This is a genomic window from Oryzisolibacter propanilivorax (genome assembly GCF_900103645.1).
GTDB lineage: Bacteria > Pseudomonadota > Gammaproteobacteria > Burkholderiales > Burkholderiaceae_C > Melaminivora > Melaminivora propanilivorax.
This window is the reverse complement of sequence record NZ_FNHP01000001.1, coordinates 354,715-367,772: the sequence shown is the minus strand read 5'-3', so window position 1 is coordinate 367,772 and position 13,058 is coordinate 354,715. Positions and strand designations below refer to the sequence as shown.

Below are 13,058 nucleotides of genomic sequence, written 5' to 3'. Positions count from 1 at the left end.
GATTGCCGATTGACATGCAGCCGTGCCTCAGGTGACGCACCAGGGTGCCGGCTGGCCGTGGACCAGATTCATCCACAACGCCCAGCCCCCCAATACGCACAGCACCACCCCCGCCGCGCGCGCACCCCACTCCTGCGCCGTGCCGGGCAATCCGCTGCGCAACCGGCGCCAGGCCCATGGGCCCAGCACCAGCCACAGCCCGCTGCCAATGCCGAACAGCACCATGCACAACGCGCCCGCCGCAGCGCTGCCGCTGAGCGCAGCCGTCATCAAGGCCGTGTAGAGCAAACCGCAAGGCAACAATGCCCAGGCCATGCCGACCATGAACACGCCGCCCGGACGGACCACGGCGCTGCGCGCACGGACCCACACCCTGCGCCCGGCAGCTTCCAGCCATGCGGGCTGTCGCGCCTGCGTCAGCATGACCAGCCCCCATCCCATGATCAGCACGTGGGTCAGCGCCCAAAGCGGCTTGAGCGCGGCGCTTTGCGAGCCGGCCCAGGCCAGCTTGTCGATGGCGAATGCCGCAACAGCCCCGGTCGCACCATATCCCAGCAGCCTTCCCGCATGAAACGCCAGCATACGCCCGCTCACGCTGGACTGTGCCGGTTGCCAGTGGACCACCTGCTCGCCGGCCGATCCCGCAGCTGGGCGCGCCGCGCCCGTCAGCGCTCCGCATGGGGCGGCGCACATCGCCAGGCAATGTGTGCCGCCGAACAAGCCCATGAGAAAAACCGTGGTGGCCAGCGCCAGGAACATGGATCAGATGATCCGTGAAAACCGCGCGCGGTTGCGATTGGCCTGCAAATACCTGTCGAACACCATGGCCACCGCACGCACGAAATACCAGCCCATGGGGGTGACGGTGATGCCTTCATCGCTCAGCGCGACCAGGCCCTGCTGCTCCAGTGTTTGCAACTCCTGCAACTCTGCGCTGAAGTGCTGGCGGAAGTCGATCAGCCAGGATTCCTCCATCGGCTGGTACAGCAGTTCACCCTGGCACATCAGCGCCATGATCACCGCACGCCTGACCAGATCGTCACGCGTCAGTGCCAGGCCACGCACGACCGGCAGGTTGCCCTGGTTGATCGCGTCGTAGTATTCGTCCAGCGTCTTGACGTTCTGGCTGTAGGTGGCTCCGATGCGGCCGATGGCCGACACGCCCAGGCCGATCAGGTCGCAGTCAGGCTGTGTGCTGTAGCCCTGGAAGTTGCGGTGCAGCCGGCCCTGGCGCTTGGCCACCGCCAGTGCATCGTCAGGCAGGGCAAAGTGGTCCATGCCGATATAGGTGTAGCCGGAATCGGCAAACACTTCCAGGGCCCGCGCCAGCATCGCCACCTTGGCAGAGGCCTGCGGCAGCTCGGCGGTGACGATGCGCCGCTGAGGCTTGAAGCGCTCGGGCAGGTGGGCATAGGCGTACAACGCGATCCGGTCGGGGCGTAGCTCTGCCACCTGCGCCAGGGTTCGGTCGAACGACTCGGGCGTCTGGCGCGGCAGGCCATAGATCAGGTCCACGTTGACCGATTCGAAGCCCAGCCGCCTGGCGCTGTCCACCAGGGCAAAGACCTTTTCCGCCGGCTGGATGCGATGCACCGCCTTCTGCACCTCCGGATCGAAGTCCTGCACACCGAAGCTCAGGCGGTTGAAACCCAGCTCGGCCAGCAGCGCCAGGCGCTGCTCATCGACCGTGCGTGGATCGATCTCGATGGAGTACTCGCCACCCGGAACCAGCGTGAAGCTGCGCTTGATCATCGCCATCAGGTCGCGCAGCCCGGCATCGGACAGGAAGGTCGGCGTGCCGCCCCCGAGGTGCAGCTGGCTGACCTGCTGCCCTATACCGCAGTGCGCGGTATGCAGATCAATCTCCCGGCTCAGGTAGCGCAGATACACCTCGGCGCGTTCCGGGTGCCGGGTGATGATTTTGTTGCAGGCGCAGTAGTAGCACAGCGATTCGCAGAAGGGGATGTGCACGTAGAGCGAGAGCGGCGTTGCCTTGCCGACCGAACCGATCTTGCGCTGCTGCAGTGCCAGGACGTATTCCTGCTCACCGAACGCCTCCACGAAGCGGTCGGCAGTGGGGTAGGACGTGTAGCGGGGCCCGGGAACGTCGAAGCGGCGCAGGAGGTCGGGGGTGACAACGGTCATGGTGAAAAAATCCTTGCGTGATCGGCGACTGTGCCGCAAGCATGTAGGGCCACACTTGATTTCAATCAAGCCAGCTGCATGTGTGCAACTGACAATGGCGTACGATCAAGCCATCGTTTTGCCGCTTCTGGCAAAGCCTCAGACGCCTTTGCATTCGGATGTAAGCTTACGTCATGACCAGGGAAACCACGCCCCCTCCACTGCAGGCCATCAAGGTCGCCTGCTCCAACTGCAATCTGCGCGAGTTGTGCATGCCGGTCGGACTGGAGGAGCAGCAGCTCAAGCGTATCGACGAGATCGTCGCCACGCGCCGAAAGATCAAGCGGGGCGGCACGCTGTTCCGCAACGGCGAGCCTTTCACCTCGCTTTTTGCCATTCGCACCGGGTTTTTCAAGACCTGCGTAGCGACCGAGGATGGGCGCGACCAGGTGACCGGCTTCCAGATGGCCGGCGAGATCATCGGCCTGGATGGCATCGTGCATGACCACCATACCTGCGACGCAGTGGCACTGGAGGATGCCGAGGTCTGCGTCATGCCTTTTGATCGGATCGAGGAGCTCTCGCGCGAGGTCACGGCGCTGCAGACGCACGTGCACAAGATCATGAGCCGCGAGATCGTGCGCGAGCATGGCGTGATGCTGCTGCTTGGCAGCATGCGAGCCGACGAGCGCCTGGCTGCGTTCCTGCTCAACCTGGTACAGCGTCTGCACGCGCGCGGTTTCTCGCAGTCCGAGCTGATCCTGCGCATGACGCGCGAGGAGATCGGCAGCTATCTGGGCCTGAAGCTGGAAACCGTGAGCCGGACCTTTTCCAAGTTCGTGGAGGACGGGATTGTCGAGGTCAAACAGCGCCATGTACGTATCCTCGACACGGCAGCACTCAAGCGCATCGTCAATAGCCACCAGGGTTGCCATTGAACTGAGCATGGCTTGCCTGCCAGCAACTTGCCCGGCACCAAAAAAGAAGGCGATGTGCAATGCACATCGCCTTTTGCATGGGCACTCTTCCCACGCTGCGGGACCAAGCCGGCCCCGCGGCGCTCAGTTGAGCGGTGTCTTCTTGCCGTCGACGTAGTTGTACAGCGTGATGGCCGGATTCTTCATTTCGCCATTGGGCTCGAACGCGATGTTCGCCGTCACGCCCTTGTAGTTGGACTTCAACAGTTCGGGGATGTAGACCTTGGGATCCCACGAGCCGGCACGCTTCATGGCATCCGCCAGCAGCATGGTGGCGTCATAGGTATACGGGCTGTAGATCTGGTACTGGTTGGGGTACTTGGCGTCGTACTTGGCCTTCCAGGCAACGCCGCCGGGCATTTTCGCCAGCGACGAACCGCCCTCGGCGCAGACCACGTTGGACAAGGTCTTGGCACCCGCAGCCAGCTTGGCGATTTCGGTGGTGCAGACGCCATCGCCGCCAAAATACTTGACGTTGCTCATGCCCAGCTGCTCCATCTGGCGCAGCATCGGACCGGCCTGCGGATCCATGCCGCCAAAGAAGATGGCATCCGGGTTCTTGGCCTTGATGGCCGTCAGGATGGCCATGAAATCCGTAGCCTTGTCGGTGGTGAATTGTTCGTCCACCACCTTCATGCCTTTCTCGGCGGCGACTTTCTTGAACACGTTGGCCACGCCCTGGCCATAGGCCGTACGGTCGTCCACGATGGCCACGGATTTCAGCTTCAGCGTGTCGGCTGCGTAGGAAGCCAGACCTGCGCCCAGCGCATTGTCGTTGGCGATGATGCGGAAGGTGGTCTTGTAACCAGGCTTGGTCAGGCTGGGGTTGGTGGCGGCGCCGGTGACGTGCGGAATCCCGCAGTCGTTATAGACCTTGGAGGCCGGAATGGTGGTGCCGGAGTTCAGGTGACCGACCACGCCGGCCACCCTTGCGTCACACAGCTTCTGCGCTGCCGCGGTGCCCTGCTTGGGATCGGCCGCATCGTCCTCGGCCACCAGTTCGAACCTGACCTTCTTTCCGCCTATGGTCGGCCCCTGGGAGTTCAGCTCCTCGATGGCCATGCGTGCGCCGTTTTCGTTGTCCTTGCCGAAGTGCGCCTGCGCCCCTGAAATCGGCGCGACATGTCCAATCCTGACCACTTCCTGGGCGGAGGCTGCAGCAGCAACAGTAGCGATGGCGGCAACCACGGTCAATTTCAAGTTCAAGTGCATAGAGTTCTCCGGTGAGTGTGCTGAAAAGCTTGGGTTGTGGCACGACGCGACGAAACTTAAGCTCAATTCACCGGGTCCAGCACTAGGGAACACGCGGAGGTCGGCAGGATGCGACACCGGGAAATACCCGGTGGCCGGATCAGCCCCGGGAACGCTCCGCTGCCAACTCCTGCGCCATTGCCTCGTAGACCGACTGCCGCACGACGGATTCCACCTCTTCGCGCAAACGCGGTATCAGCGATCGCGTCTGTTCCTGCGTTACCTGTGCAATGCAGCTGCGCAGACGCTGCTCCAGCACCATGTCCACGCGCTGCAGTACACGGTGTACCAGCTGTTCTTCCAGATCGCCAGCGGAGAGCGGGAGCGCGGGAGCGTCCGGCAGACCAGCTTGCTCGCTTGCGGCCAACAGCGGTTCCTGATCGGCCTGTACCACATCCGTCAGCGTCGGGACGTAGCGCGGCGGAGTACGCGGTGCGGTGGTCATCGCGTCTCCGGCATGGCCGCCAGATCGAAACGCACGATAGCGTGGCCGCCGGCCGCATATTGCTTCCAGCGCTGCCGGGCATGTCTGCGGTCGGCCTCGTCGTCCTGGCTGACGACTTCTATCACCCGCTGGAACGCTGCATGCAGGGGCGGCAGCTCCCACCCCAGGTTGACCAGTACGTCCCGGTGCACGCAGGTGGCAGGATCGGGCGCCAGCACGACACGCGATGCCGCCAGGGCCGCCGGCTCCGCATCCGCCATGCAATGGCCCACGAAATCGGTAGGCTCCAGCTCCCACAGCATCCGGTCCAGCGCCTGCAGCTGGTCATCGTCGCCGGTCACCACCACGCGCAGTTCGTGCCGGTCCACCTTGCGCACCAGGCGGCAGGCATAGGCCAGCTTGTCCGGCACGTTGAAATGGAAGGCGACCTCGGCCATACGAGCCTGCCCTTCGTTCAGCGCGTGGCCCTGCTGGCCTTGCGGACAGCCTTGGCGGCTGCCTGCGGCCGCGCTGCAGCCGCCTGCGCCAGCAGATAGCGCGTCAGCAGCGGCACCGGCCGCCCGGTGGCACCCTTGGCAGCGCCGCCCTTCCAGGCCGAACCGGCGATGTCCAGGTGCGCCCAGGGCGTGTCACCCACAAAGCGCTGCAGGAACTTGGCCGCCGTCACCGCCCCGGCGGGACGGCCGGCCACGTTGGCCACGTCGGCGAAGTTGCTCTTCAGGCCTTCGGCATAGTCGTCATCCAACGGCATGCGCCAGCACGGATCGAGCGCGGCCGCGCCGGCATCGTGGATGTCGGACGCCAGCGCATCGTCGGTGGAAAACAGACCGCTGCGCACGCCACCCAGGGCGATGACGCAGGCGCCGGTGAGCGTGGCGATGTCGATGATCGCCGCGGGCTTGAAGCGCGCCGCATACGTCAGCGCATCGCACAGCACCAGCCGCCCCTCGGCGTCGGTGTTCAGCACCTCGATGGTCTGCCCGCTCATGCTGGTGACCACGTCGCCGGGCTTGAGGGCACGCCCGTCGGGCATGTTCTCGCAGGCCGGGATCAGGCCGACCACGTTCACTGCCGGGCGCAGCTCGGCCAGGGCGCGGAACACTCCCAGCACGCTGGCCGCGCCGCCCATGTCGAACTTCATCTCGTCCATCTCGGGTGCCGGCTTGAGCGAGATGCCTCCGGTGTCGAAGGTGATGCCCTTGCCGACCAGCACGATGGGCGCCTGCGTCTTGCCGGCGCCGTCGTAGCGCAGTTCGATGAAGCGCAGCGGCTCGGCCGAGCCCTGCGCGACGGCCATGAAGGCACCCATGCCCAGCTTGGCCACCTCGGCCGGGCCACGCACCGTGCAGCGCACAGGGCCCAGCTTGGCCAGGGACTTGGCGGCCTCACCCAACAGCGTCGGCGTGGCGTGATTGGCCGGGCGGTTTGCCCACTCCCGGGCGAACTCCACGCCCCGCGCCACAGCCCGTGCCGCGTCGAATTCGCCGCGCACGGCGTCCGCCTTGGGTACGCCGAAAGTCAGCTTGCGCAATGCCGGCAGCTCGACTTGGCTCTTGGTGGCCGCGTAGACATAGAGGGCATCTGCCGCTGCGCGCAGCGCGGCGTCGACGGCACCCGCCGCGGGCTCTGCCATGAACAGCACGGCCGCTTGCCGCACGCCGGCATCCTTCAGCGCCGGACCCAGGGCCTGCACCGCCTTGCGCATGGCCGCTGGCGAGCCATCGCCGCAGGGCGCCAGCAGCACGCGCCGCGCTGCGACGCCGGCGGGCGCATACAGCTGCAGCTGCTTGCCGGGCTTGCCCTCCAGATCGCCGGCAGCGATGGCGCGCGTGGCCAGTGCACCCAGCACATTGTCCTGCCCCGCCACGCCTTCGGGCACCAGCACCGCCAGCAGGTCGCACTTGAATTTTGTGGCCGCCGCCGGGGCGAGCGTCTTGAGTTCGAAGTCCATAATCGTCGTTTTCCTTCCGACCAATGTTATTCGATTCGTCTATCCGCAAGGAGCTGGCGCGCTCGTTCGGCGCGACGCTGGTGGTGCTCATCACCGTCGTTATGACCATGATGCTGATCCGCACCCTGGGCCAAGCGTCGCGCGGCAGCGTGGCGCCCACCGACGTGCTGCTGGTCATGGGCTTCACCGTGCTCGGGCAACTGCCCACCATCCTGAGCCTGAGCCTGTTCGTGGCCGTGGTCAGCGTGCTGTCGCGCATGTACCGTGACAGCGAGATGGTGATCTGGTTTGCCGCCGGACGCGGCCTGGCCAGCCTGCTGGCGCCGCTGCTGCGCTTTGCCTGGCCGGTGATGCTGGCGGTGGGGGCGCTGTCGCTCGTCGCCTGGCCGTGGGCGAACCGCCAGGTGCAGGACCTGAAGACGCGCTACGAGCAGCGGGCTGATGTGGATCGCATCGCGCCGGGACAGTTCCAGGAATCGGCCGGCGGCACACGGGTGTTCTTCATCGACAAGGAAACACCGGATGCCACTTCCGCCAGCAACGTCTTCATCGCCACCCAGGAAAACGACCGCGAGACCGTCACCTCGGCCCAGGGCGCGCAGCTGCAGGTCGTGGAAGGCGAGCGCCTGGTGGTGCTCAGCCAGGGACAGCGCCTGGAGACCTTCCACGACCAGCCGCGCCTGCGCCTGAGCGAGTTCGTCGAATATGGCACGCGCATCGGTTCGGCTTCCGGCGGCAGCGCCGAAGAAGCAGCCGTCAAGACGCGCGACACGCTGGAACTGATGCGACGGCCCGAGCCGCTGTTCCGCGCCGAGCTGGCCTGGCGCGTGGGTCTGGTCGTCGCGGTGTTGAACTTCGTGGTGCTGGGGCTGGCGCTGGCGGTAGTCAACCCGCGCGCCGGGCGCAGCGTCAGCCTGTTGCTGGCGCTGTTCAGCTTCGTCGTGTACTACAACCTGATGACCATGGGCCAGAGCTGGGTGGGCGGCGAGCGCTTGGCCGCGCTGCCCTTCATGGCCGCGCTGCATGGCGGCACGCTGGCCCTGGCACTGCTGGCGCTGGCCGCGCGGCACAACCACTGGTCGCTGCGTGCGCTCCTGCGCCGCCCTGCAACGCCATGAAGACCCTGCGCCGCTTCCTCTACCGCGAGATTCTGACCAGCGTCGGTTTCGCCACGCTGGCCTTCCTGGCGCTGTTCTTCCTGTTCGACCTGATGGACGAACTGCGCTGGGTCGGGCGCAGCGGCGGCGGCTACACCATTTCGCGCGCCGTGCTGTTCGTGGCACTGGGCCTGCCGCAGCATCTGTACGAGCTGCTGCCTATCACCGTGCTGATCGGCACCATCTTCGTCATGGCGCGGCTGGCGCAGAGCTCGGAATTCACTATCCTGCGCACCAGCGGGCTGGGCCCGGGGCGGGCCCTGGGCACGCTGCTGCTGCTGGGCAGCGCCTTCGTGGTGGTCACCTTCGCCATCGGCGACTACATCGCTCCCGCCAGCGAGCGCGCGGCGCAGCTCGTCGGCGCGCGGCACGTGGGCCAGCTGACTACCGGCGCCACCGGCGCCTGGCTGAAGGAGCGCCAGGGCGATCACTCGCGCGCCATCAACGTGCGCGGGCTGGATCCGGAGGCGCGCATGCACGGCATCCGGGTGTTCGAATTCGACGAGCACGGCCAGGTCGCGGCCACCATCACCGCCGACACCGGAGCCTTCAGCGAGGATGGCGAAGCCTGGCTGCTGCACGGCGTGCGGCGCAGCCTGTTCGAGCGCACCGCTGAGGACCGGGTGCTGGTGCAGCGCAGCGTCGATGCCGAACTGCGCTGGCCGACGCGCATCACCGCCAGCATGGTCTCGGCCGCGGTGCTGAAGCCCGACAAGATGCCCACGGTCGAGCTGTTCCGCTACGTGCGCCACCTGGAGGCCAACGGCCAATCGGCCCAGCGCTATGAGATCGAGTTCTGGCGCAAGGTGTTCTATCCCTTGAGCTGCCTGGTGATGGTGGTGCTGTCGCTGCCCTTCGCCTACCTGCATTTCCGCTCGGGCGGCATCGCCGGCTATGTGTTCGGCGGCGTCATGGCCGGCATCAGCTTCTTCATGCTGAACAACGTCTTCGGCTTCGCCGGCAACCTGCAGAACTGGTCGCCCTGGCTCACCGCCGCGGCGCCGGGGCTGATCTACACCGCGCTGTCGCTGGCGGCCTTCGGCTGGCTGGTGCTCAGGCGCTAGGAACCCCTCGCCATGTCCCCATCCCACGCCATCATCCTGCTGGCCCACGGCTCGCGCGACCCGCTGTGGCGCCGGCCCGTCGAGGCAGTGCAGGCCCGCCTGCAGGCGGCGCAGCCGGATGCCGTCGTCCGCTGCGCCTACCTGGAGTTGTGCCCGCCGACGCTGCACGACGTGGTGCAGGAGCTGGCCACGCAGGGCATCCGGCGCATCGCCGTGGTGCCGCTGTTCCTGGGCGCCGGCCGGCATGTGCGCGAGGACCTGCCGCTGACGGTGGAAGCGCTGGCCCGCGCCCATCCGGCCTTGCAGCTGCGGCTGGCGCCCCACGTCGGTGAAGACGAGCGCCTGCTGCAGTTGATGGCCGACATCGCGGCGGAAGCCGCCATAGATCAATAAGGCATAATTTCACCAATCTTTATTGGGGAAAAGCATGAACCTGCACCAGTTCCGCTTCGTCCAGGAAGCTGCGCGGCGCAACCTGAACCTGACCGAGGCCGCCAAGGCGCTGCACACCTCGCAGCCGGGCGTGTCCAAGGCCATTATCGAGCTGGAGGACGAGCTGGGTGTGGACATCTTCGCGCGCCACGGCAAGCGCCTGAAACGCATCACCGAGCCGGGCCAGCACGTGCTGCGCAGCATCGAGCTGATCCTGCGCGAGGTCGGCAACCTCAAGCGCATCGGCGAGCAGTACAGCCAGCAGGACAGCGGCACGCTGTCCATCGCCACCACCCACACCCAGGCGCGCTACGTGCTGCCGATGCCCGTGGCGCGGCTGCGCGAGCACTACCCCAAGGTCAACATCAGCTTGCACCAGGCCACGCCGCACGAGGTGGCGCGCATGGTCATCGACGAGGTAGCCGAGATCGGCATGGCCACCGAGTCGCTGGCCGCCTACCCCGACTTGGTCACCCTGCCCTGCTACGAATGGCAGCACGTGCTGGTGCTGCCGTCCGGCCACCCGCTGGCGCAAAAGGAGCGCGTCGGCCTGGACGACCTGGCGCACGAGCCGCTGATCACCTACCACCCCTCCTTCACCGGCCGCGCCAAGATCGACCAGGCGTTTGCCGCGCGCAAGCTGCAGCCGCGCATCGTGCTGGAGGCCATCGACTCCGACGTGATCAAGACCTACGTGCGTCTGGGCCTGGGCGTGGGCATTGTCGCCGAAATGGCCATGCGCGACGATCCGCAGACCGACCTGGCGGTGCGCCCCATGGGCCACCTGTTCGGCCAGAGCGTGGCGCGTGTGGCCTTCAAGCGCGGCGCCTACCTGCGCAACTTCGTGTACCGCTTCGCCGAACTGGTCAGCGACCGCCTGAGCCGCGACCTGGTCGACCGGGCCATGACCGGCCACGTGAACGACTACGAACTCTGAATTCCCCCATGCCGACGCCCACGTTCCCGAGCAAGCTGCCCCAGGTGGGCACGACCATCTTTTCCGTCATGTCCGCCCTGGCTGCCAAGCACGGCGCCGTCAACCTGGGCCAGGGCTTCCCGGACTTCGCCTGCGACCCGGCACTGCTGGACGCGGTGGCCGAGGCCATGCGCGCCGGCCACAACCAGTACCCGCCCATGCCCGGCGTGCCCGCGCTGCGAAACGCTGTCGCCGCGAAGATCGAGGCACTGCACGGCCGCCGCTACAGCCCCGACAGCGAGATCACCATCACCGCCGGCGCCACCCAGGCGATCCTCACCGCCATCCTGTGCTGCGTGCGCCCGGGCGACGAGGTCATCGTGCTGGAGCCGTGCTATGACAGCTACGTGCCGAACATCGAGCTGGCCGGCGCCACGGTGGTGCGCGTGCCGCTCACCCCCGGCAGCTTCCGGCCCGACTTCGACAGGATCGCCGCAGCCCTGTCGCCGCGCACGCGCCTGCTGATCTTGAACAGCCCGCACAACCCCAGCGCCACCATCTGGAGCGCGGCCGAGATGCGCCGGCTGGAGGAACTGCTCGCCCCCACCGACGTGCTGCTGGTCAGCGACGAGGTGTACGAGCACATGGTGTTCGACGGCGAGCAGCACCAGAGCGCAGCGCGCTTTGCCGGCCTGGCCGAGCGCGCCTTCGTCGTCTCCAGTTTCGGCAAGACCTTCCACGTCACCGGCTGGAAGGTCGGCACGGTGGTCGCGCCGGCAGCACTGACGGCCGAGTTCCGCAAGGTGCACCAGTTCAACGTGTTCACCGTGAACACACCCATGCAGCACGGCCTGGCGCAGTACCTGCAGGAGCCACAGCATTACCTGCAGCTGCCGGCCTTCTACCAGGCCAAGCGCGACCTGTTCCGCGCCGGCCTGGCGGGCTCGCGCCTGAAGCTGCTGCCCAGCGCGGGCAGCTACTTCCAGTGCGTGGACTACTCCGCCGTGAGCGACCTGCCCGAGCAGGCCTTCAGCGAATGGCTGGTGCGCGAGATCGGCGTCGCCGCCATCCCGGTGTCGGCGTTCTACGGCGACAACTTCGACCAGCGGCTGGTGCGCTTTTGCTACGCCAAGCGGGACGAGACGCTGCACACGGCGCTGCAGCAGCTGCGCCGACTTTAGGCATCAAAATGGCTGCAATCCCATACGATGCATGGGCTTCAAGCTATTATTACGATAGCATCCAAACGGCTACAGCAGCACGATGTCGTACTGCTCCTGCCCCATGCTGCTTTCCGCCTGCAGCGAGATCGGCTTGCCGATGAAGTCCGACAGCCCGGCCAGGTGCTGGCTCTCCTCGTCCAGGAACAGCTCGACCACCTTGGGGGACGCCACCACACGGAACTCGCGCGGGTTGAACTGGCGGGCTTCCCTCAGCACCTCGCGCAGGATGTCGTAGCAGACGCTGCGCGCGGTCTTCACCTGGCCCACGCCGGTGCAGGTCGGGCACGGCTCGCACAGCATGTGCGCCAGCGACTCGCGCGTGCGCTTGCGCGTCATCTCCACCAGGCCCAGCTGCGAAAAGCCGCCGATCATGGTCTTGACCCGGTCGCGCGCCTGGTGCTTCCTGAACTCGGCCAGCACCGCCACGCGGTGGTCGTCGCGCACCATGTCGATGAAGTCGGCGATGACGATGCCGCCCAGGTTGCGCAGGCGCAGCTGGCGCGCGATGGCGCCGGCCGCCTCCAGGTTGGTCTTGAAGATCGTGTCATCGAAGTTGCGCGCGCCGACGTAGCCACCGGTGTTCACGTCGATGGTGGTGAGCGCCTCGGTCTGGTCGACGATCAGATAGCCGCCGGACTTCAGGTCGACGCGCCGGCCTAAAGCGCGGGCGATTTCCTCGTCGATGGCGTACAGGTCGAAGATCGGCCGCTCGCCCTTGTACAGCTGCAACTTGGGCACCGCCGAGGGCATGAACTCGCGCCCGAATGCGGCCAGCAGCTCGAACTGCTCACGCGAGTCGATGCGGATGGACTGCGTCTGCTCGCCCGCCAGGTCGCGCAGCACGCGCTGCAGCAGGTTCAGGTCCTGGTGCAGGAGCGACCCTGCCGGCAGCGTCACGGCCGCTTGGCGAATGCGCGCCCAGGTCTTGCGCAGGTAGGCGATGTCTTCCGAGAGCTCGGCGTCGCTCGCGTCCTCGCCGTTGGTGCGCAGGATGAAGCCGCCGCCCGCCCCACCGTGCTCCTTGTCACCCACCAGGACCTGCAGCCGCGCGCGCAGCGCGTCGCGCTCGTGCGACGGGATCTTCTGCGAGATGCCGATGTGGTCGTCCTGCGGCAGAAACACCAGCAGCCGCCCGGCGATGCTGATCTGCGTGGATAGGCGCGCGCCCTTGGTGCCGATGGGGTCCTTGATGACCTGCACCATCAGCGGCTGGCCCTCAAAGACCTGCTTTTCGATGGGCACCGGGGGCTCGCCCTTGCGCGCGAACATCGGCGCCTCGCCGCCCTCCTGGCGCTGCCAGACGTCGGCCACGTGCAGGAAGGCGGCGCGCTCCAGCCCGATGTCGATGAACGCCGACTGCATGCCCGGCAGCACGCGCGAGACCTTGCCCAGGTACACGTTGCCGACCAGCCCGCGTTCCAGCGTGCGCTCGACGTGCAGCTCCTGCACGGCGCCGTTTTCGATCACCGCCACGCGCGTTTCCTGGGGTGACCAGTTGATGAGGATGTCTTGTTGCAT

General features: G+C 66.6%; 13 protein-coding genes. 6 read left to right on the top strand and 7 right to left on the bottom strand.

Annotation, left to right across the window (positions count from 1 at the left end):
• Positions 1 to 27: 27 nt before the first annotated feature.
• Both BLQ61_RS01625 and hemN read right to left on the bottom strand, forming a co-directional pair.
• Positions 28 to 759 carry a sulfite exporter TauE/SafE family protein gene (locus BLQ61_RS01625; protein WP_091565876.1) on the bottom strand — a complete coding sequence of 244 codons (732 nt, stop codon included), beginning with the start codon at positions 757 to 759 and terminating at the stop codon, positions 28 to 30.
• Between the two features lie 3 nt (positions 760 to 762).
• Entirely contained in the window at positions 763 to 2,145 is a 1,383-nt protein-coding gene (gene hemN, locus BLQ61_RS01620) for an oxygen-independent coproporphyrinogen III oxidase (RefSeq protein WP_091565874.1), read from the bottom strand.
• Between the two features lie 173 nt (positions 2,146 to 2,318).
• On the opposite strand from hemN, the gene fnr reads away from it, so the two are divergent.
• On the top strand, positions 2,319 to 3,062 hold the full coding sequence (gene fnr / locus BLQ61_RS01615; RefSeq protein ID WP_091565871.1) for a fumarate/nitrate reduction transcriptional regulator Fnr: 744 nt from the start codon (positions 2,319 to 2,321) through the stop codon (positions 3,060 to 3,062).
• A 123-nt stretch (positions 3,063 to 3,185) separates the two neighbouring features.
• Here fnr and BLQ61_RS01610 read toward each other — a convergent pair whose 3' ends face one another.
• The 4 genes from BLQ61_RS01610 to BLQ61_RS01595 all read right to left on the bottom strand — a co-directional run bounded on the left by BLQ61_RS01610 (position 3,186) and on the right by BLQ61_RS01595 (position 6,748).
• Entirely contained in the window at positions 3,186 to 4,313 is a 1,128-nt protein-coding gene (locus BLQ61_RS01610; RefSeq protein WP_091565869.1) for a branched-chain amino acid ABC transporter substrate-binding protein, read from the bottom strand.
• A gap of 139 nt (positions 4,314 to 4,452) precedes the next feature.
• Complete coding sequence (locus BLQ61_RS01605) at positions 4,453 to 4,797, bottom strand: hypothetical protein (RefSeq protein ID WP_091565867.1); 345 nt, start codon at positions 4,795 to 4,797, stop codon at positions 4,453 to 4,455.
• Positions 4,794 to 5,234, bottom strand: coding sequence for a DNA polymerase III subunit chi (locus BLQ61_RS01600; protein ID WP_091565864.1), 441 nt, complete (start codon positions 5,232 to 5,234; stop codon positions 4,794 to 4,796). The genes BLQ61_RS01605 and BLQ61_RS01600 overlap by 4 nt, the downstream gene beginning before the upstream one ends.
• A 17-nt stretch (positions 5,235 to 5,251) precedes the next feature.
• Positions 5,252 to 6,748: a leucyl aminopeptidase gene (locus BLQ61_RS01595; protein WP_091565861.1), complete on the bottom strand. Its 1,497-nt coding sequence runs from the start codon at positions 6,746 to 6,748 to the stop codon at positions 5,252 to 5,254.
• 23 nt (positions 6,749 to 6,771) lie between these two features.
• Between BLQ61_RS01595 and lptF the strand changes: the two genes are divergently transcribed.
• The 5 genes from lptF to BLQ61_RS01570 are packed head-to-tail and all read left to right on the top strand — an operon-like array spanning position 6,772 to position 11,498.
• The gene (lptF, locus tag BLQ61_RS01590; RefSeq protein WP_091565858.1) at positions 6,772 to 7,866 is read left to right on the top strand and encodes an LPS export ABC transporter permease LptF; all 1,095 of its coding nucleotides are present in this window, start codon (positions 6,772 to 6,774) and stop codon (positions 7,864 to 7,866) included.
• Positions 7,863 to 8,969 carry an LPS export ABC transporter permease LptG gene (lptG, locus tag BLQ61_RS01585; protein WP_091565856.1) on the top strand — a complete coding sequence of 369 codons (1,107 nt, stop codon included), beginning with the start codon at positions 7,863 to 7,865 and terminating at the stop codon, positions 8,967 to 8,969. The genes lptF and lptG overlap by 4 nt, the downstream gene beginning before the upstream one ends.
• 12 nt (positions 8,970 to 8,981) lie before the next feature.
• Positions 8,982 to 9,362: a sirohydrochlorin chelatase gene (locus tag BLQ61_RS01580; RefSeq protein ID WP_091565854.1), complete on the top strand. Its 381-nt coding sequence runs from the start codon at positions 8,982 to 8,984 to the stop codon at positions 9,360 to 9,362.
• A 34-nt stretch (positions 9,363 to 9,396) separates the two neighbouring features.
• The gene (locus BLQ61_RS01575) at positions 9,397 to 10,338 is read left to right on the top strand and encodes a CysB family HTH-type transcriptional regulator (RefSeq protein WP_091565852.1); all 942 of its coding nucleotides are present in this window, start codon (positions 9,397 to 9,399) and stop codon (positions 10,336 to 10,338) included.
• Positions 10,339 to 10,346: 8 nt separating this feature from the next.
• A complete protein-coding gene (locus tag BLQ61_RS01570) occupies positions 10,347 to 11,498 on the top strand; it encodes a pyridoxal phosphate-dependent aminotransferase (RefSeq protein ID WP_091565849.1) in 1,152 nt (383 codons plus the stop codon).
• A gap of 69 nt (positions 11,499 to 11,567) precedes the next feature.
• Here the strand turns inward: BLQ61_RS01570 and rng are convergent, their stop codons facing one another.
• Positions 11,568 to 13,058, bottom strand: coding sequence for a ribonuclease G (gene rng / locus BLQ61_RS01565; protein ID WP_091565845.1), 1,491 nt, complete (start codon positions 13,056 to 13,058; stop codon positions 11,568 to 11,570).